General features: G+C 50.0%; 20 protein-coding genes and 3 pseudogenes. 12 read left to right on the top strand and 11 right to left on the bottom strand.

Annotation, left to right across the window (positions count from 1 at the left end; all coding sequences use genetic code 11):
• From F560_RS25995 to F560_RS26715, 8 genes and pseudogenes are all read left to right on the top strand, one after another.
• A partial coding sequence (locus F560_RS25995; protein WP_019007229.1) for a hypothetical protein occupies window positions 1-205 on the top strand: 205 nt, incomplete at its 5' end.
• 49 nt (window positions 206-254) lie between these two features.
• Window positions 255-605 carry a PIN domain-containing protein gene (locus F560_RS25200; RefSeq protein WP_245554886.1) on the top strand — a complete coding sequence of 117 codons (351 nt, stop codon included), beginning with the start codon at window positions 255-257 and terminating at the stop codon, window positions 603-605.
• Window positions 606-694: 89 nt separating this feature from the next.
• A pseudogene (locus F560_RS26645) lies at window positions 695-1,599 on the top strand (IS1595 family transposase).
• A gap of 203 nt (window positions 1,600-1,802) precedes the next feature.
• Window positions 1,803-3,521, top strand: coding sequence for a hypothetical protein (locus F560_RS0118375; protein WP_019007228.1), 1,719 nt, complete (start codon window positions 1,803-1,805; stop codon window positions 3,519-3,521).
• A 52-nt stretch (window positions 3,522-3,573) separates the two neighbouring features.
• Window positions 3,574-3,822: a hypothetical protein gene (locus F560_RS0118370; protein ID WP_020621294.1), complete on the top strand. Its 249-nt coding sequence runs from the start codon at window positions 3,574-3,576 to the stop codon at window positions 3,820-3,822.
• The gene (locus F560_RS23625; RefSeq protein ID WP_245554885.1) at window positions 3,800-4,519 is read left to right on the top strand and encodes a zinc-ribbon domain containing protein; all 720 of its coding nucleotides are present in this window, start codon (window positions 3,800-3,802) and stop codon (window positions 4,517-4,519) included. Before F560_RS0118370 ends, F560_RS23625 begins: the two co-directional genes overlap by 23 nt.
• Window positions 4,520-4,675: 156 nt before the next feature.
• On the top strand, window positions 4,676-5,050 hold the full coding sequence (locus F560_RS0118360) for an AcrVA2 family anti-CRISPR protein (protein WP_483772824.1): 375 nt from the start codon (window positions 4,676-4,678) through the stop codon (window positions 5,048-5,050).
• Window positions 5,051-5,104: 54 nt separating this feature from the next.
• Window positions 5,105-5,356, top strand: a pseudogene (locus F560_RS26715) (hypothetical protein); the annotation flags it as partial.
• Here the strand turns inward: F560_RS26715 and F560_RS23620 are convergent.
• Together F560_RS23620 and F560_RS23615 are read right to left on the bottom strand one after the other, a co-directional pair.
• Entirely contained in the window at window positions 5,243-6,313 is a 1,071-nt protein-coding gene (locus F560_RS23620) for a GerAB/ArcD/ProY family transporter (RefSeq protein ID WP_245554888.1), read from the bottom strand. The pseudogene F560_RS26715 and the gene F560_RS23620 overlap by 114 nt on opposite strands.
• Before the next feature lie 40 nt (window positions 6,314-6,353).
• Window positions 6,354-6,800: pseudogene (locus F560_RS23615) on the bottom strand (ATP-binding protein); the annotation flags it as partial.
• A 154-nt stretch (window positions 6,801-6,954) separates the two neighbouring features.
• Between F560_RS23615 and F560_RS0118345 the strand changes: the two are divergent.
• The 3 genes from F560_RS0118345 to F560_RS0118335 are packed head-to-tail and all read left to right on the top strand — an operon-like array spanning window position 6,955 to window position 10,187.
• Entirely contained in the window at window positions 6,955-8,196 is a 1,242-nt protein-coding gene (locus F560_RS0118345) for a site-specific integrase (RefSeq protein ID WP_019007223.1), read from the top strand.
• Window positions 8,189-9,175, top strand: coding sequence for a tyrosine-type recombinase/integrase (locus tag F560_RS0118340; protein ID WP_019007222.1), 987 nt, complete (start codon window positions 8,189-8,191; stop codon window positions 9,173-9,175). Before F560_RS0118345 ends, F560_RS0118340 begins: the two co-directional genes overlap by 8 nt.
• Window positions 9,162-10,187: a tyrosine-type recombinase/integrase gene (locus F560_RS0118335; RefSeq protein WP_019007221.1), complete on the top strand. Its 1,026-nt coding sequence runs from the start codon at window positions 9,162-9,164 to the stop codon at window positions 10,185-10,187. The genes F560_RS0118340 and F560_RS0118335 overlap by 14 nt, the downstream gene beginning before the upstream one ends.
• Window positions 10,188-10,190: 3 nt before the next feature.
• On the opposite strand, the gene F560_RS23610 is transcribed toward F560_RS0118335, so the two are convergent.
• From F560_RS23610 to F560_RS0118295, 7 genes are all read right to left on the bottom strand, one after another.
• Window positions 10,191-10,616 (bottom strand): ATP-binding protein, encoded by a 426-nt coding sequence (locus tag F560_RS23610; protein ID WP_019007220.1) that lies wholly within the window; start codon window positions 10,614-10,616, stop codon window positions 10,191-10,193.
• Window positions 10,613-11,851 (bottom strand): IS21 family transposase, encoded by a 1,239-nt coding sequence (istA, locus tag F560_RS0118325; RefSeq protein WP_019007219.1) that lies wholly within the window; start codon window positions 11,849-11,851, stop codon window positions 10,613-10,615. Before istA ends, F560_RS23610 begins: the two co-directional genes overlap by 4 nt.
• Window positions 11,852-11,936: 85 nt before the next feature.
• The gene (locus F560_RS0118320; protein WP_019007218.1) at window positions 11,937-12,383 is read right to left on the bottom strand and encodes a spore germination protein; all 447 of its coding nucleotides are present in this window, start codon (window positions 12,381-12,383) and stop codon (window positions 11,937-11,939) included.
• Window positions 12,384-12,985: 602 nt separating this feature from the next.
• Window positions 12,986-13,186 (bottom strand): hypothetical protein, encoded by a 201-nt coding sequence (locus F560_RS0118310; protein ID WP_019007216.1) that lies wholly within the window; start codon window positions 13,184-13,186, stop codon window positions 12,986-12,988.
• 2 nt (window positions 13,187-13,188) lie between these two features.
• Window positions 13,189-14,280, bottom strand: coding sequence for a GerAB/ArcD/ProY family transporter (locus F560_RS0118305; protein WP_019007215.1), 1,092 nt, complete (start codon window positions 14,278-14,280; stop codon window positions 13,189-13,191).
• 5 nt (window positions 14,281-14,285) lie between these two features.
• The gene (locus F560_RS0118300; protein ID WP_019007214.1) at window positions 14,286-15,470 is read right to left on the bottom strand and encodes a Ger(x)C family spore germination protein; all 1,185 of its coding nucleotides are present in this window, start codon (window positions 15,468-15,470) and stop codon (window positions 14,286-14,288) included.
• A gap of 15 nt (window positions 15,471-15,485) precedes the next feature.
• A complete protein-coding gene (locus F560_RS0118295; RefSeq protein ID WP_019007213.1) occupies window positions 15,486-16,952 on the bottom strand; it encodes a spore germination protein in 1,467 nt (488 codons plus the stop codon).
• 135 nt (window positions 16,953-17,087) lie between these two features.
• On the opposite strand from F560_RS0118295, the gene F560_RS0118290 reads away from it, so the two are divergent.
• Entirely contained in the window at window positions 17,088-17,420 is a 333-nt protein-coding gene (locus tag F560_RS0118290) for a hypothetical protein (protein WP_019007212.1), read from the top strand.
• A 163-nt stretch (window positions 17,421-17,583) separates the two neighbouring features.
• Here the strand turns inward: F560_RS0118290 and F560_RS0118280 are convergent, their stop codons facing one another.
• Together F560_RS0118280 and F560_RS0118275 are read right to left on the bottom strand one after the other, a co-directional pair.
• Window positions 17,584-18,066 carry a hypothetical protein gene (locus tag F560_RS0118280; RefSeq protein ID WP_029736377.1) on the bottom strand — a complete coding sequence of 161 codons (483 nt, stop codon included), beginning with the start codon at window positions 18,064-18,066 and terminating at the stop codon, window positions 17,584-17,586.
• Between the two features lie 141 nt (window positions 18,067-18,207).
• Window positions 18,208-18,573 carry a Na-translocating system protein MpsC family protein gene (locus F560_RS0118275; RefSeq protein ID WP_015256229.1) on the bottom strand — a complete coding sequence of 122 codons (366 nt, stop codon included), beginning with the start codon at window positions 18,571-18,573 and terminating at the stop codon, window positions 18,208-18,210.
• Window positions 18,574-18,718: the final 145 nt, after the last annotated feature.

Raw genomic sequence — 18,718 nt, 5'->3', positions numbered from 1 at the left:
AACGGCTGAACAATTCAAGTTTTTGCTAGCCAAGTTAAACATAACGGATCGTAGAGTAACAATTGATCTGGATAACGAAACCATCGAGTTGGAAGACGATTATTCGATTGATGATATTCTTGAATCGGCAGGGGTTCTGACCCCTGAACGGGCCAAAGAACTACAAGAAGAAGTAAGTCGTATGCGTGAGGAATGGGACTCGTAAAATGGGCGAGAATGGTTATTTATTGGACACCAATATTGCGATTGCATGATTGGCGAACGAAGAAGCAGCATTGGCTTTTGTGCGGAAAGCGAACGAGGAAAAGAAGAGGATTTATTTTTCTGTTATCTCGGAGTGTGAAGTCTTCAGCGGGTTAAGTTCCGAATATGAGCTGCAAGGTGTAAAGCTTTTTAATCCACGCAGATGCCTACACGTTCATTCCGAAATTGCACGATTAGCAGGGAAAATCCGTCGAGATCAAAAGGCCAAAGGACGGAGGCTCAAAACTCCGGATGCATTGATCATCGCCGCAGCTTTGGAGCATCGGTTAACTTTGGTTTCACGTGATTCGGACATGGTATTTGTTCAAAGTGAATATGGTCTTCCGATGCTAAAAATATAATTTGAATATCAAGTTGCCTCAGCAACGTCTTCCCGACCGAACATTTGTTTGGTATACTGAATACAAACGAATGTTCGGGAGTGGTTGTCATGGCCCAACAAGAAGCGATGACGTTAAAGAGATTTCAAGAGAAGTTTCATTCGGATGACGCATGCCGCGAGCATCTGTTCCAGAACCGCTGGCCGAACGGCTTTCGTTGCCCCAAATGCGAGCACGATGCATTTTATTATCTGGAACGCCGCAAGCTGTATCAATGCACGCGCTGCAAGCATCAGACTTCGGTAACCGCCGGCACGATTCTGCATAAATCCCATACGCCGCTGCTAACCTGGTTTTGGGCGATTTTCCTTGTGGCGCATGATAAACGCGGCGTTTCCGCAGTATTCCTTTCGCGCGAACTGGAAATCTCCTACCCTACGGCATGGTTAATGCTTCACAAGATTCGCAAAGCCATGGGAGATCGCGATGCCCATTACCAGCTGGCCGGTTTGGTCGAACTGGATGACGCGTTCTTCGGAGCGCCGACCGAAGGCGGCAAACGCGGTCGCGGCACGGAACAAACACCCGTACTGGCAGCCGTATCGCTAGACGGGAAAGGAGCGCCACAATATGTGAAGATGAAGGTCATCCCGAATGTCAAAGGCAAGACGCTGGTCGATTTTGCACGGCACATATCAAGCCCGGCGCCACCATCAGCAGCGATGCGTACCGCTCGTATCGCAAGCTCGCAGAGGAAGGTTACGATCACCAGCCGCTCGAGTTTAACGTCAAGGAAAACCCCGATCATCTGAAATGGCTGCACACGATGATTTCCAATGCCAAAGCGTTTATCGGCGGCACCTATCATGGTCTGGCTCCCAAGCACCTGCAAGCGTATCTGGATGAATTTTGTTTCCGTACCAACCGCAGACGGTTTGAAGGCCAGTTGTTCAATCGCCTGCTGACAGCCTGTGTTTCCACCGACACGATCACCTATCGGATGCTCACATCATGACCTTGGCGGAGTTAACTTGATATTCAGAAAATATAATTTAAGGCAAGCATGAATAAAAGCTCAAGCCATTCAACGATCTATGTTGGTGGCTTTATTTACTTATTTGATACAATATGACTATAACGGTACCCGTACAGGGCGATGTTCTCCGTCGCCTCCAGCGCATATCCGTACGGACGAGCATATAAGAAAGGAGCCTGAGCATGGCTGCACTGAGCTACAAGGAGTTTATCGAAGAGGTACGGACGCGTATAAGCCGGTTTACGGCAGATGATTTCCGGAGTCTGATCTTGTACTGGGCCAGTGAGGAGCCTTCGTCCACAAGACAAGAGTTTCTGAACAAATTGATCCCTCGTGAGCGGGGGAAGCAAGAAGCTCTTCCGGATGCGACCGGACTGATTGAGGAGATAGATGCTTTTGCCCAAAGGGTGGAAGATGGCGATTATTGTGATGGATGGGGGTGGGATGAAGATATCCATGAAGAGCGGGACTGGGGCGATGAAAGCTGGGCGCGGGAAATGGACGTTTTTTTCCTGCAAACGAGAAGCTTGCTGTTGCAAGGGGATTACGAGTCCGCTGAAGAAGCTTATCTGAAGCTGTTCGGCATACTGGAGATGGGCGAGGAGCCGGGACATCTTCCCGGCGCGGACTACGCGAACATGCTGGAGGTCGATCTGGACGAGCAGGTTGCCCTTTTTCTACGCTGTGTATATATGAATTCAGCTCCGGAACAACGGCCGGCTTCGATTTTCGATGCGATGAACAAATATGGGTATTTGGGTTCAGGTATTAAGCTAAAAAGCATTACTGGTGCATTAGACGTTTCGCTGCCGGATTTTGACGTTTTTTTGACAGATTGGATTGAATTTTTGAAAAATCAAGATCACTGGCAGGTCAGCGAGTGGCTCAGGGAAGCGATCATCTTGAAAGGCGGCGTGCCGGCGATTTCCGAGTTTGCAAGGGAACATGCGGCAACGTATCCCCTGGCCTATATGGATTGGATTAGAGCCTTGGAGACGCAAGGCGACACGGATGCCATCATCCGGGTGGCCAGAGAAGGGCTGAGCAGGATTCCACGCGATTACACCGTGAGAGCGGAGATCGCGGATGTCATTGTGAAACTCGGTGAGAGCCAGGATGACCCGCAGTTAAAGCTGGAGGGGCACAAAGAGAGCTTTTACTCGTCCCCTTCCATGGAACGTTTGGTCGATCTGTATACGACGGCCATTGAATGCGGTTGCTTTGAAGAGATTCGTGAGGAAGCGGAGCAGAGGATGACGGAACTTCGAAGCAGGAGCGGGACACTCTCGAACAATGGCTACAATCGCGAGCGGCATATGGCTTACGTGCGAGACGGAGTCTTTTTTAATGCGTTACTTTTGGCGGGAAAATATGAGGAGGTATTTGAATATTGTCGCAAGGCGGGTCCGCTCGGATGGAGCAACAGCGACAACCCTAAGCCTGTAATTGTCGCTTATCTGATGATCGTGTTGTCCAAAGGGGGAGAAGGCGCGAAGGTTCTGCTCAAGCAATGGGAGGATGCGATCGGACAAACAAGCGGTCATGGCGGCGCGGAGTATATCGGGAAGTACCGGAGCGTTATTGAACATACGATAACAACGATTGCGCTGACCGGAGAGCAGGAGCAGTTTTTTTTGAGATGGTGCATGGATGAGGTCGGAAAAAGAGTGGACGCGATCGTGGGAAACCAGCATCGGGGGAGCTATCATAAAGCGGCGGGGCTGTTGGTCGCTATGGCCGAGACTTTGGCGAACAGGGGAGAGAGGCAAGAAGGCGTGAATTTGATTGAAAAATACAGAAGCAGGTATCCGCGGCATAGCGCTTTCAGAAACGAGGTTTCCGCGGCCATGCAAAGGTCGAAGATTTTCGAGTCGGGCGCATCGGCAAAAGGAACAAGATGATGAAGCAAGTTATCGTCAAAAATACATAGTCAATGAGGTGTTCATTCAATCTATGGTTCCTGTATCTATCGAAAAGTTCGTAGCGTTGTATATGAAGAACAATCCAAAAGAGAACAAAAAGAATCTCATCGAGAGCCTGAAAGCATCCGTTTCCGCGAAAGAAAAAGGAACGTCCTGCGGCCAATGCGGTCAACCGATTCGGGCGATTGGAACCGCTGTTGCAGGATGGCATTCATGCTTTACTTGTTTGACGGGCGAAGCTGACGATTCCGTTGATTATGAAATCGATAAAGTTTGTTGAAACGAGCCTTGCCATTTGGAATTTTCGTAAAGGGAATGAAGCTTGTATGAATGACTATATTCGGTTTACTCAAGCGGCACAGGAGTTTGCCAATAAAGTGAAAAAGCTGGCCTCGGTCCAGGAAGTGGTCCTGTGCGGGTCGATGGCAGCCGGCGATCCCTATCCCGGCGACATTGATCTGGCGGTCGTTTTGTCTAATCTGGACGAGCTTCCCCAACTTGCGCGGTTTTGCCGGCAAATCTCATCCATCACGCATGCCTGGGAAGTATTCATATTTAACAAGGACAGAAAGTACCTTGGCCGAATTTGTCACAAACGCGAGTGCCCCGCTCGCTATCCTTGCGATGCGCTAGACTGCGGCAAGACTCCTCACCTGCGAAACATTCGCGGGTTCCGTTTCAACAAGAATCTGTTTCTCGCTCCCGAATTGAAAGTGCTGTGGAATCGTCGTGAAGAAAGTGTATTGCTTGCCTGGCGTAAAGAATTGAATCTGACAGCGCCAAGTCTTGAAACATACGAACCGGTACGGCTCAAATGCTGGGAATGCGGAAATCGGTTTGTTTTTGAAGCATCGGAGCAAAAATATTTTGCTAAACGCGGATGGGACGATCCGAAGCGTTGTCCGGAATGTCGGGAGAAGCGATGGTTAGGCCGCATGGGGATCGGCTTTGAGGAAGATGTCGACAATGATTTCTAATCAGGAAGAGCGGGAGGAGACAGGATGTTACGATACCATCCGGAACGGTACAGGCATTCGAGACCCTATATCAAACAGCTTGTAAACTACTTCAGAAGTCACGTTTCCGATGGAATGCCTTCTTTGGAGCAGCTTAATGAGGTAGCCAGGTTGATCATGAAAAAGTATAACGAAGATGTAAGCGAACTGCCCTTTGAAAAGAGACCTGCCGACACACGCCTCATTTCCAAAGAAATTAATTATGCCATTCACTACGCTGTATTTGCTGTGCATGGACGGAATATCTTTCATTTTGAACCGGAGATGATCGAACAATTCAGACAAACCGATATTGACGAGGTGCCGGTGTCTGCGCTCTCTTTCCCTTACATATCCTTTTATATGAGCTTTGGGAAACAAACAGATTTGGATTTGTGGGGAGAAGGGAACTTTGTGGATGGGGCGTACATATCCGTTCTGCCCGATATGCCGTTGCAAATCATCCTCTCGACGATCCGTCATGATGTGGATTACCGGGATCGGACCAACTGAATCACCAATCCGGACCGATACTATTACTTGCCGCTTACGTTGGATCGGCCGGATGTGTCGGTGGCAACCGTTGTTGCGGAGGCGCTGGAGGAAGAAATCCAATCCCGTGATAGGAGCGATTTGCCCGATCAATCGGGCGTATACGAAATCGATGGCCGTTCCATCGAAGTGCGCGACAACAAGCATCATTCGTCAAAGCTGGAAGCGGCTGAAATCCGGGACGGATTTGACGTCTTCAAGGAAGCGCTTCGGCTTGTGATCAACGGCCTCTGCTATATCACCTCTTATATGGACAATACCGAAGAGCGGTGGCCTGACGACACGCCAAAGGAACTGCTTGAGAGGTTGAACAAAGCGACCAACAAAAGCAGCCGCCAAAAAGCGCTTGCCGAATTGCTTCATACATGCATCCGTTTTTTTTACCCAGGCCGTGCAAAGCAACAGTCCGGGAACGATCACGAACATCGCCAATGTTGCAAAAATAACGGATGTGGATATCGCGTGCGTCAATTTCTGATAATTGGGCGCAACCCATATGCTGAACAACGTTAACAGAAGGCCGAGCGGGAACACGATCGGCCGGTAGTCGGACAGGTTCATCCATTGGGCGGCGCCAAGAACGGTTACGTAATAAAATACGCAGATTTTCACAAACGCGCCCAACACCCAGATGGCCATGAACAGCGCTTCCAGATGGGTGAAAAACTCGGCCAGATTGATATACCTCGCCAAAATCAGAAAGGGATACGTATAACTGCCTGTCAAATCTCCCAAAAGCAGCAGCGTCGCCAAATTGGAAACAACCAGCGTCAGGATGACCGCTAATAAGGTATACGAAATGCTCTTTGCCGCTTTCTTTTGATCGGATACAAAGGGGAGCAAAAACGATGCGGTGAGCAATTCGCTGAACCAGATTTGCAGGACAAGAGAACCCGCGATCGAAGGCATGATCCCTTCTCCCATGACCGGAAGCATATGCGCCACGCGCAGATCGGGAATGATCGGAACAATAATGAGCAAAAACAGAATGAAAAAAGCGGGGAGGAAAAGATCGGAAAACCTCCCCACAATTTCCACTCCTCCCCGTACGGCTATGGCGTATACCAGCACCATGCTGCCCGACACCACGATGAGCGGGGTGTTGGAAAACAAGGCGCCGACTACAAATTCGCCGTATTCCCGTACGATGATCCCATTTGTCAAGACCGATTGAAAAATCCTCAAAATAATCGGCTGAAAATTCCCCAGTTGGGTCGATTTCATGCGCCCCATCAGGGGACGGGTTCGCGCCGAATTTTTCCACCTACTCTTGTTTGTCCTCGGCTCCTTCCGGACGGAAGAACCCGGCTTTCTTTTTTTCCTTGATGCGATAGCTTTCGCCCTTGATATTGATCGTGGTCGAATGGTGCAACAGTCGATCCAGAATCGCCGTCGCCAAGACCGAATCGCCAAAGATCTCGCCCCATGCGCCATACGTTTTGTTGGACGTTAAGATGATCGATCCGGTCTCGTATCGTTCGGATACGATCTGGAAGAAGAAGTGGGCGGCCGTGTCCTCCATCCTTCGATACCCAATTTCGTCAATGATGAGCAAATTCGGCTTGGTGAACATTTTGATCTTCTGCCGGATGGTGTTGTTCTGATGAGCTTGCTGGAGTGTCTCCACCAGATCGTGAGCGGTCGTAAAATAGACCGTGTACCGCTGCTTGATGGCTTCGAGCGCGATCGCCACGGCCAGATGGGTCTTGCCCTTATGGAAAGCTTTCCATAATGGGAATTATCGAAAGAATTTGGTTATGGAAAGAAATCAGCGTACATCCCGATAGCATCAATGAATGTACATTGATTTCTTTCCATAACACCTCACAATGGACAATGAAATCATGTTCATTGGAGGGGTAGCCATGGAAACAAGAAAACCGATCGAGGTGCTCGCGGCGGAGGTCATCGAAGCCCTCAAGCGACTGAATTACGCATACAACACCGTATGCGGCATCCGAGCTTCATTCAACCGGATTTGTGCATTTGCGCGAGACCGGGATGAACAATATTTCTCGGAAGAGCTCGGACAGGCGTATTTGAGAGACAAATACGGCTGTACAACGAATTACTATCTTGAACCGTTTCCTCGAAACGCCAAGCAAGCCATTCGTTCCGTTCGGCTTTTAGGCGATTACCAGTTGCACGGGGTTGTCATTCGCAGAATCGTAAAGAAAAAGGGCTATGTGAAACCACCACAGTTCGAAGAAATGTTAACCGCATACGAAAAGGAGTGCGAAGCCAATGAATATTCCTTGCGCGGCATGCGTACCCGCCTGCAGCGCTTATTCTTTTTTGTAGATTATCTGGCACTGCGTAACGTCATGAATGTTGGCGACATCACGCCGGACATCATTTCGGATTACGTGATCAGCATTTGCCCCAGGCACGAAAAAAGCATTGCTGCTATTCTGACTACGCTTAGAGTATTCTTGAGGTTTCTCTATCTGCACGGATATACCGAACAGGATTTATCTCTCGCGGTGCCGAAGCCAACCCGGTACCGTTACCCAGCCGTTCCTTCTACATGGGAGCCGGCCGAGGTGAAACGTATACTGGATGCCGTTGATCGGGGAAGCCCCAGAGGGAAAAGAGATTATGCCATCCTTCTTCTTGTTGCGAAGCTGGGCATGCGGGTCGGCGACATCAAGGCCTTGAAACTCTCGCATTTGAACTGGGAAACCAAAACGATAACCATTGTGCAAGAAAAAACAAAGGTCGAAGTGACCTATCCCATTCTGCACGATGTCGGCTGGGCGCTCATCGATTATCTTCAGCGTGCCCGACCGGTATGTGAATCGCCTTATGTGTTTGTACGTCTGAACGCCCCTTTTGAGGCTTTCGGTGAGAATGCCAATCTTCATACCATCATTACTCACTATATTCGCCTTGCCGGCATTACCGTTCCCCGTGGAAAACGACACGGGCTACATTCGCTACGGCACTCGCTGGCAAGTGTCCTATTGGAACAGGGAGCATCTCTTGCGGTCATTTCCGAAATCTTGGGCCATGTGGATTCCAAGTCGACTTCGGTCTATCTGCATACGGATCTGAACGGATTAAAGTCCTGTGCACTCGACCCGGAGGAGGTGTTCCTGAATGCCTGATCTCCATCCATTTCGGAGTACTTTAGCCGTCCCAATTGCGGGCTATATCGCAGAAAAACGAGCGACGGGCCATAAATTCGAAAAAGGAGCCAGTTTACTGAAAGGTTTCGACTCCTTTGTGTACAGTCGAGGCTTACAGGAGACCGCTTTAACGAAGCCGCTGGTCATGGAATGGACGGCTCGCAAGCCCAATGAGACCGCATCGACTCAAGGGGGCAGAATCTCATTGTTGCGGGGGTTGGCAATGTATATGAATCGCATCGGATACGCGGCATATGTGGTTCCCAAAGCCATGGTCACCGTCGATCGCTATGCATACATCCCTTACATTTTTTCAAGTGATGAGATGAAAGCCATATTTGAGGTGTGTGATCATTATCCCTCTCATGATGTTACGCCCAACCGGCATCTCGTATTGCCCCTACTACTGCGCATCCTTTATGGATGCGGCCTCAGAATTTCCGAGGCGTTGCATCTAACGATCCCGGATGTTGATCTGGACAAAGGCACATTGTTTATTCGGCATACCAAATTCAATAAAGAACGGATCCTCCCCATGTCGGATAACCTCATCGAACGATGCCGGAAATACGTTAAAACAGTCCGAGTCGGAAAAATGGGAAATCCGTTTTTCTTTCCGTCCCCATTTGGCGGAAGCTATTCCGAGTCGACCGTATACAAGCTCTTTAGAGATGTTCTCCGGCAAGCGGGCATTTCACATTTAGGGAGGGGGAAAGGCCCTCGAATTCATGATTTGCGTCATACTTTCGCCGTAAACTGCTTGAAAAAGTGGGTGTTGGACGGCAGGAATTTGAACAATGCTCTGCCCTATCTTTCGGCTTACCTCGGCCACGAAGACATGCGTGGCAGTCAAAGATACCTGCGGTTAACGGCGGATTTGTATCCGGACTTAACGAGCAAGATCGAACATACCTGCGCATACGTCATCCCGGAGGTGGAGTGGGATGAAGCAGACTGATTTTGCGAAGACGCTGACACGATATCTGGCTGATTTCCTTCCCGGACAGCGAAACGTCAGTCCCCATACGATTGCATCCTACCGCGATACCTTCAAGCAATTTCTCCTGTTCATGCAAGAGAAACAGCAGATAAGGCCGGAGAAGATTTCATTTGCAACGGTGACCGCGCCGAGTATTAAGGATTTTTTACAATGGCTCGAAACTTCCAGACAAGTGTGTATTAGCACCCGGAACCAGCGGTTAGCCGCGATTCACAGCTTCTTCCGATTTGCTCAAACGGAGAATCCGGAAATCTTGTTCGAAAGCCAAAAGATATTGTGTATCCCCTTTAAGAAGAAGCAACAACCGACGATACCGCATCTCACACTGGATCAGTTGGCCTATTTATTTGAACAGCCCGATACATCTACGAAGAGAGGACGTCGTGACTTGGCCTTGATGGTCGTCCTCTACGATGCCGGCGCAAGAGTCCAGGAACTCATCGATTTAAAGGTTTGTGATGTGAGACTGGCCCAGCCCGCAACGATTACCTTGACCGGCAAAGGCAATAAGAAAAGGAACGTCCCGATGATGTCCAAAACCCAAAGCCTTTTGGAAGGTTACATGGCCGAAAACCACCTGCTCGATAAGGGGCGTCAGCAAAGCCCTCTATTTTACAACAGCCGCTACCAACCGTTTACAAGGCCCGGCATTACCTACATCCTCGGTAAATACTTGAAACACGCAAAACGCAACCACAAGGACGAGATGTTTCCGGATCAACTGCATCCGCATATGCTCAGGCATTCCAAGGCTCTTCATCTGTTGGAATCGGGTGTTAACCTGATTTACATTCGTGATTTGTTGGGGCATGTGAGTGTAACGACAACGGAGATCTATTTGAAATTCGATACGGAGCTCAAAAGAAAGGCTTTGGAAGCTGCATACCCTCAAATGACAAGTGGGGACGCTCCCGCGTGGGAAGATAATACCGATATTCTGCAGTGGTTGCAGAACCTTTGCCGTCCCTGATTATTATGGAAAGATTCTCGACAACGACCTCAGAGCTTTCACGGGTTCTTTCGAGAATCTTTCCATAACCAAATTCTTTCGATAATTACCGACGCCGGGAGGTCCCAGAAAGATCAGGTTCTCCCGGTGCGCAAGAAACCGAAGCGTGGCCAACTCCCGGATCCGCCGTTCGTCGATGGACGGTTGAAAGCTGAAATCGAATTGATCCAACGTTTTGTGAAACGGCAAGCGGGCCATCCGCGTCTTCATGCGGATAAACCGTTCCCGTTTGGCCAGAAGCTCTTCCTGCAGCAGCTTGTCCAGAAACTCCAAATACGATATATTGTGCTTGGCGGCTTCCTCGGCATGATGATCCACTACCTCGGGAATCCGCGTCCATCCGAACGCTTGAAAGGCGTCTTGCAGGCGCTCATACAATAGCGTCGTCATACGTTCACCGCCTCATCGGTAAACTGCTCGTAGACGGATAAGTCGCGTTCCAACACTTCGGGGATCGCTTGCGGAACCAGCCTGGGCATCGGTTGGGGAATCTTATGCCGGCTGGTGGTTTGCAGTCCCTCGAAGTGTTTTTCATTGACGATGCGTTGATGTTTTCCCGTCGCCTTGGGGTGCTCGGCCACAAGCTGTTCCCCATGATAAATCCGAATCCGTCCGTTCTTGAGATCTTGAATGTGGACGATTTGGCCGACCCATTCGAACGGTACCGAATACCGGTTGTTTTCATACGAGACGCATGCGTCGGGCGACACTTTCCGCGCATGCCGATCCACTTCCTCGAAAGGCATCGGGTTGAACGGTTTGAGCCCTTCCCGAATCAAGCGTTCACGAGGCGTCTCGTGCGTCGTCCCGTGCACCCGAACATTGGCGACCGTGTCCAGCCAATCGCGAACTTGCCGGTTCAGATCGTCCAGACCGGTGAAGGTTCGGACACGTGGCCAGAAGTTTTTGCGGACATAGCCGATGCCGTTTTCCACTTTGCCTTTCGTTCTGGCCCGGTAGGGACGGCAGCTCTGCAACAGAAACCCGTGATGTGCCGCGAAACGGGCAAACCGTTCATTCCAGACGGCGTGTCCGCGTTCGTCAAAGTCCGCGACCACGGTTTTCATATTGTCGTACAGAACGACTTCCGGACGACCGCCGAAGTATTCGAACGCCCGCAGATGACAGCCCATGAGCGTTTCGAGTTTTTCGTCCTCCGTGAATTCGACGTACATCATGCGGGAGTAGCCTAACACCATGACGAACGCATACAGCCGCTTCGGCTCCCCGTTCCAATCCACCCGGAACCGGCCCCAGTCGACTTGGGCTTGATAGCCGGGAGAGGTTTCGAAACGCACGGTCGCTTTCGATAGGACGGATGGACGGAGAGGCTGCATGAAGGAGCGCAGAATGGTTTTGCGGCCGGTATATCCTTGAGCCTTGATCTCATCGAAGATGACGTTGGCGTTTAGGCAGCCTTCTTCCATGCGTCGCCGGATGTAATCTTTGAAAGGATCCAGCTTGCTTGGTCGCTTGACGTGACGTTGGTAAGAGATCGGTTCGGATTGTTGAAGCCATTTGCGGATCGTTTTTCGGTCTCTGCCCAACTCGTTGGCGATCTGAGAGATGCTCATTCCCCGTTTTTTCATCTCGTGGATCATGTAAAACTCCCCATTTCGGATCATGATGTCTCTCTCCCTCCAGGGAGAGAGTTTTCATCAAGGGTGGGGAATTTTCAACCGTTTCTTTTGGGGATTTTATCACCGTTTTTCACACATTGAGATATAAATAAAAAAGCCAGTAAGCGCCCCCGATGATTTTTCCGGGGAACCGGCCGACAATGCGCTCGCCAATAACATCGGCGACGGTTTTCACAGGTTTGATGGACGTGACGGCGATTTTTTGACGAATGTTCGGAAGCGTATGTTCCCGAGGGAAGTCGTGCTGGAGCGGCGCGAGCACATGTTGGTCGATCTCTTCCATATGGGAAAGACCGTCGATATAAATTAGTACGGCTCGGGTCCGATCGCCAATGAAAAAGTCGTGAAAAATGACGTCGGAACAATCCGCATAGATCTTCTGAAGCCATTCGAGGTTTTCACCCAAATGATCTGAAAGTTCTTTTTCGGTTTGCGGATCATGGACTCGTGCCCCGGTATTTGCAGACTTCCGCCGAACGGAACGCAACAGACGGTTGAAAAATTTGACATTGTCCATAGCAATACCCCTTTACCACTCTATTGATTCCATTATTTGTATGAATCGTGTATTTTATCCGTTTGATAAGCGGGCGTATTCACTCTCATGCGGACGGATTGCTGTACCAACTTGAATATTTTCGGATAAGATTGGAAACTAATCAAAATGGGGTGATAACATCGGAAGGGTGAATGACATTGGCAAGAAAACTAAATTCGTTCGATTTTGAGACATTTGGTCTGAATGTAATTGGCGTCGTAACCAAAATGAATTTATTGCTGACATGGTTATTGGTAATTATGACGCTTTTACGGTTATTCGTAACGGGACAAATATTCATTACGATAAAGGACACCCAGGTAAATGGTATCTGGATATTATTAAGCTCGTTGGCAAATATTCTTTTTTTCAACCTAACCCTCAAGTACATCGAATACCTAAAGACGGATCGTTCAAAATGATGTCGGGTTTCAGACCTGTTAAACCTAAAGTGTTACCTATCCTTCGCAATCCCGCTCCTTTTAAGTGAGCTCTACCGCCTCTTGCACGTGAAACTTCTCCGGGACAATACCCCTACTCATCCCGTTTTTTCGTTTATATCATGGTGGAAAAAAGCTTCATTATGCTATAAAGGTCTCAATCATTCTCTCAATTAAAATCGTAATGATAAAAGGACGATGATTCACGATACAAACCCATAATCCGTACCCCATCATCGACACAGCCCCAAAAACTGCGGCATCCCGGTACAGTTTCTTGCGAAGCAATCCCAACACCGGGAAACCGATCAGAGGCACCAGCAAGATGTGAAGTATCAACATGTTTAACTCATCCTCCTTTTGATTCGCTTCCCGAACGTGCGTTTGATCCAGGTTGTCACCAGCAGCAAAAAGGGGATCAACAGAACGAAGAAACTGTCATAGATAAATGTATATTTTTCATCCCATTCCCCGTTTTGGATCGGATTCTCGTAGATAGACAGGGCCATGGCCGACAACAAAATCGTCAAAGCCAGAAAGTGCGGCCACCGGGTTTTGGGACGGAAAACTTGACGCAGCGTTTCGGAAGCCCCGTAAACCAGTACCAGCAGCTTGATAAAAATCAGAATCAGCAAAATGACAGAAATGATGGCATGGATGTTGACGATCACCTCGCCGATGGAAACCTCCTGCACGACCGTATACACCGGAAAGGTCAGCCGGGACGCCCTTTCCACACCCAATAAACCGATAACCATAAACAAGGTCATGCTGAGCGAAACGGAAGCGGTTAACACTCCAAGCAAAAAGGGGCGGCCTGCCCCCTGTTTGACCAGCGGAAATAGCATGGTGAGCGCAATGGTTTCCATATAGGGAAAGCCGAGAAAGGAATGGTATTGAAGGATGGCTCCCAGGTCGGAATGGAAAACGGGTTGAAGTCTTTCCCAATCCCAGTTCACCGTCGCCAGCAACAAAACAAGCCAGAACGGGAAGAACAAAAACGGAGTGATAACCTGATTCAATCGTCCGACGGTTTCCACCCCCTGAGCGACCGTGTAACAGGCGACAAGCAAAAACATCACATGAAAAACGCTTTTCGGCGTCTCCGGCATAATCGTGCCATTCATAAAATCGCTTAAATTTCGCAGGATCCATCCGGCCAAAATACAGAAGAATAGAAAGTACAGGACGGAAACGAACGTTCCCAGAGGTCGTCCCCACGCATCCAGCGGGATTTGCACAAGACTTCTGCCCGGGTAATACCGCAAAAGTAAAATCCAGAACAGACCGACGAGTACGCCAAAACTTCCGGCCCACAAGGGCATGAGCCAGGCATCCTGTCCTCCCTGTTTGACCAGACGCTGGATCAGCACGAAAAGGGTGGTTCCGAGGATATAGTTGATCGTCAGCAGATAAAACTGGAAACGGGAAATCATTGGCCTCATCCTGTTCCTTCATAAGGTTGATTCATGCTGCCCGTTCTCAACAGCCGGGTGGCCACCTCAATCGTGACTTTCGCGTTTTTCGCCGCCTGGTCGATATACGGATGATTGGGCGTTTGTTTGCGCAACAAGTCCCGGATTCTTAGCAGATCCCAGCCCCGCTCCCGTGTCATTTGATAAAAGGCGAGCGACTCGTCTTCGATGATGCGGTTTAGGTTGCTTTCAAGCCGCTCCACTTCTGCCCGGGAACGCGGGACGAACTCGTTTGCCCACGTGGTGGACAATTCAAGATCCAGGCGGATTCGGACGACAGGCTGGTCGGATTGCCGGTAGACGTCGCGTTTCATGCGAACCAGTCTCAATTCCACCGATACCTGTTTTCCCTCCACCTGAAACCGTCGCACGTGGCGCCCCCGATCGCCGTTCAGCAAATGGTACCAGACCAGTTGCGCGTCATTCAGCTTGCCAACCATGCGGTAATCCCGGAAGACCGCCCCTCCCCCGATGATAAAGTTGTTTTGATTGGCATCGATATCCGCCGCCGTTTCCCCGCTGTTGGAAGAAGGTTTCTCTGTCGTTCCGGCGATCATCGGCAATACGATGGTATCCGACTTTTCCATCCGTTCAATGACATCATTGACCTTAATGTGTTTTCCCGTAAGGAGCGAATTCCGGATCAACAGTTTGAGCCTGGAATCGATCGCGTCGGACGGTACCCGCTCCAGCGGAGTAAATGTTTTCATGACCTGGGATATCGGTCCGTCGATGATCAGCATCGGGACCGACGAGCGGCCGTTGGGTTGCATTTCGATAAAGTTGACGATATCGCGGACACCTTGTCTGGCGGCTCGCCGGGAAACGAGCAATATCTTGGAGTGAGCGATAAATAACTTGCGCGGCAGCATTTTGTAAATCGTCGATTTGATTTCCCCAAACGACGATCCGCTGATTTCGTAGGTGTAGACGGGGGCTTGTTCGCCTCCCGGCGTTCCTCTGGCGGAAGTGCCGCTGAGCGGGTTGATGATTTGGTAATACACCGTTTTTTTGCCGCTGTCCGGATCGATGTCCACCCCCACCATGCTGACCAGCGCCAGTTCGTTCATCTCCGTCTTGTCCCAGCAAGCCGTAAGCAGAGCGGTAAACATCATCAGGATGAACATACCCGCTGCATACCGGTAGGCCATGTGTGCTCCTCCAAATTATCTTTTTCTTTTCAGGTTCCGGATATATCCGGGGAGACGGTTCGGATCCAGCCAGGGACGGGGCAACCGCACCAGCACATCTTTCCAGTCGGCTCCTTTGGACGGCGACGCGGGCGTCATGTACGGAACGCCGAATGACTTGAGCGACACCAGATGGGCAACCAGAAACAGGGCGCCGCATAAAATGCCAAAAAGGCCCATAAAACCGGCCAACAGCACGAACGAAAAGCGAAGCAGGCGTTGGGACATGCCGAAGCTGTAGACCGGAACGACGAAATTGGTGATGCCGGTAATGGCAACGACAATGACAATCGCGGCGGAAATAAGACCGGCTTCCACCGCCGCCTGGCCCAGTACAATCGCCCCCACGATCGAAAGCGCCTGCCCGACCGCCCGGGGCATACGCAGCCCCGCTTCCCGAATAATTTCAAACACGACTTCCATTAACAACACTTCGAAGAAAGCGGGAAAGGGAACCCCTTCCCGCTGGGCGGACAAACTGATCAAGAGCTGGGTCGGGATCAGTTCCTGATGGAACGTCGTGGCCGCGACATACAAGGAAGGGACGAACACGGCCGTAAATAAAGAGATCAGCCGAATCCAGCGAATAAACGTGGCGATATCCGCCCGTTGATAATAATCTTCAGGGGAACTGAAAAACTCGAAAAACGTCATGGGGGCAAGCAGGACGCTGGGCGTCCCGTCCACCATTACGGCCACCTTGCCGTCCAATAGCTGCGCCGCCATCACATCGGGGCGCTCGGTGTTGGTCAACGTCGGAAAGGGAGACCAAATCCGGTCCTGGATGAATTCCTCCACATACGCGCTTTCCAGCACGCTGTCGGTCCGGATGGTCGACAGCCGGCCCCGCACTTCCCGGACCAGCGAATCCGGGGCGAGGTTTTCCATGTACACCATGAGCAAGGTCGTTCCGGTTTGACTGCCGACGCTCATCTTTTCAAACCGGAGAAACGGATTGCGGATTCGTTTGCGGACGAGCCCCACGTTGGTCAGAATGCTTTCCGTAAACCCTTCGTGCGGCCCGCGAATGGTCGTCTCCGATTTCGGTTCGTCAATGGAACGTTGTTTGGGTTCGGTCACATTGATGAGACAAACGCGTTCCCTGGCAAAATCGGTCAACACGCAATGACCCGCAAGGAGAGCTTTTACAGCATGTTCCCGCAACTCTTCATACGGATCGGAGAAGGAAACTTCGCGCAAAAAACCGCTCCCGGCCGAACGGGGCGCTTCCCCTTCGGCAAACGTATGTTCCGTGAACGATTTCAAAATGTAGTCATCAATCGTTTTTTTATCGACCATCGATTCCAGATATACGCAATGCACCGCTTGTTCCTCTTGGACTAACAAGGACCGGCAGACCAAATCCGGGGGATGTCCAAGGGCGGATTGAATATCTTCGAAAAAATCGTTTCGGATCGATTGGTTTTGTCTTCTTCCTGTCATCGACGAACCTCCGGATGAATCACATCCCATCATTATCTTTTTTTCCTGTCAGATGGATTTTTATTCCATTTCCAGTCGTCACCTATTCGATTGCGGGACTTGTATCCGGAAGTATCACGCGAAAGGAGGTACTCAATGCAATGCAAAAGCGGATCAAGGAGCGGAAAAGCTGCCCTGATTGGGGAGATTACAGACAATGGCCGGCCTGCAGCAGATGGCATATCAAAACATTGGAGAGGCGAAATCCGAAACTGGCCGATCAGTCGAAAAAAGCGGCAGAAGAAATCAATCAAAGGTTACCCAGTGACGGAAAGCGTAGCTTCTCTGGTGCGTCTAGTGAAAGAAAACGCGGAGCGCATCTTCGAAGGAATCGGTTCGTTGCAAAAGACAGGAGATCCGTTCCAGAACATTGACGATCGGGTCAATGAGAAGATACGGCATCGGCGATGCAGGAAGTGGCCGCAATGACCGAGCAGCAAACCGCCTCCATGAAAGAAATCGCCGGCGTTTCCGAGCGGGTAAACCGGATGGCGCAATCGCTGGAAGAAATGGTGCAAAAGTTTAAATTATGATGAAAGCCCTGATACATCGCTTTAAACCGGAGGCCTTTCGTCTCCTGATTTTACAGGGTTCACTCTTGGACAATCAGATGATCTTGATTGTCCAGAAGCGCAACTTTCACCTTGACTGGACGGGGCAACAGCGGATGGTTTTGCAGCAAATGGGCGGTTTTCCAAGCCCCCGAGCTTTCATCTGATGGAACATGGAACCACCGGTCTTCGGACAGCCCGGACAGATGAGAAATCAAATAGGTTGCGGTGGAAGCCGTTCGTTTATCGGCGTTTTCCGACAAAATGGAGAAAGTGGAATCTTGCTCGCTCTTATATCCAAGAATCCAAATTTCCTGAATGACCGAATAGCGCATGAGCGCGCTGAGGATGCTGCGGGCAAGAGAACCGTAAGGATCCCAGACAAGCACTTCTTCACAACGGAAAATCAGCGGTTTTTTCTGTTTATGGCCATCCAAGAATCGTTCCAACGCAAGGTCCGCTTTTGGACCAATACCGACGAGGATGAGCATGTCATAATCCACAGTAGTTTTTCGGAATGTCATGTGTTTTCACATCCTTTTTTTGTAATAAAAAACCGGGAAAAATCGGCACGTTCCGAACCAATGGGCATGGAACAAAACGTGCGATATTTCCCGGTTTATCTTTAACCGACCTTGCCCGGCCGTTTAAAGGATCCACCGAAACTATGAATATTGTTCTTCCAGATTGTCCGAGAGGATAAATACCATGACCCGTTCCCCGGTTCGGGTGCTGACGTCGGTGTAGAAACTGGTCACATTTGAGCCCGTCAGGTTTGCGATAAGTTCCTTCAATTGGTCGCTGCCCGATTCCACGAGATCCGCCCGGATTTTTTTAATGGAGAGCATTCCTTCGGTCGTTTGGGCCAAATTGCGTTCGGCAGGGGTTAAAACCCCCTTCAGTAAGACGATGACCATATTCCGCACAATATCCGTTTTGACCGAAACGGAACCGCGGCCCAAATATTCCTTTTCCCACTGGGTAAGAGCCTTGCTGATTTTGTCCTCCAGTTCTCCTTTTGACCATTGCATATCGAAACCCCGTAAAGATAAAATGAGGATCAGGGAGAAGAACCAATCCTGATGCCCTTATATTATATACTTTGGTGTGCAATTGTCAAGAAAGTGGAACCGTTTTGACAGGAAATCAAGTGGTGACCGGTAAGGTATATGTATC

Source organism: Cohnella laeviribosi DSM 21336, from assembly GCF_000378425.1.
GTDB lineage: Bacteria > Bacillota > Bacilli > Paenibacillales > Paenibacillaceae > Cohnella > Cohnella laeviribosi.
The sequence above is the reverse complement of the archived record's forward strand: the minus strand, read 5'-3'. Positions and strand labels throughout refer to the sequence as shown.

Bases quoted from the DNA above. Each gene is read 5' to 3' on its own strand.
- F560_RS0118295 (WP_019007213.1), bottom strand. From the start codon at position 16,952: ATGACAGGAAGAAGACAAAACCAATCGATCCGAAACGATTTTTTCGAA.
- F560_RS23620 (WP_245554888.1), bottom strand. From the start codon at position 6,313: ATGAAATCGACCCAACTGGGGAATTTTCAGCCGATTATTTTGAGGATT.
- F560_RS0118280 (WP_029736377.1), bottom strand. From the start codon at position 18,066: ATGACATTCCGAAAAACTACTGTGGATTATGACATGCTCATCCTCGTC.
- F560_RS0118340 (WP_019007222.1), top strand. From the start codon at position 8,189: ATGCCTGATCTCCATCCATTTCGGAGTACTTTAGCCGTCCCAATTGCG.
- istA (WP_019007219.1), bottom strand. From the start codon at position 11,851: ATGATCCGAAATGGGGAGTTTTACATGATCCACGAGATGAAAAAACGG.
- F560_RS0118275 (WP_015256229.1), bottom strand. From the start codon at position 18,573: ATGCAATGGTCAAAAGGAGAACTGGAGGACAAAATCAGCAAGGCTCTT.
- F560_RS0118335 (WP_019007221.1), top strand. From the start codon at position 9,162: ATGAAGCAGACTGATTTTGCGAAGACGCTGACACGATATCTGGCTGAT.
- F560_RS0118360 (WP_483772824.1), top strand. From the start codon at position 4,676: ATGAAAAAGTATAACGAAGATGTAAGCGAACTGCCCTTTGAAAAGAGA.
- F560_RS23610 (WP_019007220.1), bottom strand. From the start codon at position 10,616: ATGACGACGCTATTGTATGAGCGCCTGCAAGACGCCTTTCAAGCGTTC.
- F560_RS0118345 (WP_019007223.1), top strand. From the start codon at position 6,955: ATGGAAACAAGAAAACCGATCGAGGTGCTCGCGGCGGAGGTCATCGAA.
- F560_RS0118375 (WP_019007228.1), top strand. From the start codon at position 1,803: ATGGCTGCACTGAGCTACAAGGAGTTTATCGAAGAGGTACGGACGCGT.
- F560_RS0118310 (WP_019007216.1), bottom strand. From the start codon at position 13,186: ATGTTGATACTTCACATCTTGCTGGTGCCTCTGATCGGTTTCCCGGTG.
- F560_RS0118300 (WP_019007214.1), bottom strand. From the start codon at position 15,470: ATGGCCTACCGGTATGCAGCGGGTATGTTCATCCTGATGATGTTTACC.
- F560_RS0118320 (WP_019007218.1), bottom strand. From the start codon at position 12,383: ATGGACAATGTCAAATTTTTCAACCGTCTGTTGCGTTCCGTTCGGCGG.
- F560_RS0118305 (WP_019007215.1), bottom strand. From the start codon at position 14,280: ATGATTTCCCGTTTCCAGTTTTATCTGCTGACGATCAACTATATCCTC.
- F560_RS0118370 (WP_020621294.1), top strand. From the start codon at position 3,574: ATGGTTCCTGTATCTATCGAAAAGTTCGTAGCGTTGTATATGAAGAAC.
- F560_RS0118290 (WP_019007212.1), top strand. From the start codon at position 17,088: ATGCAATGCAAAAGCGGATCAAGGAGCGGAAAAGCTGCCCTGATTGGG.
- F560_RS23625 (WP_245554885.1), top strand. From the start codon at position 3,800: ATGAAATCGATAAAGTTTGTTGAAACGAGCCTTGCCATTTGGAATTTT.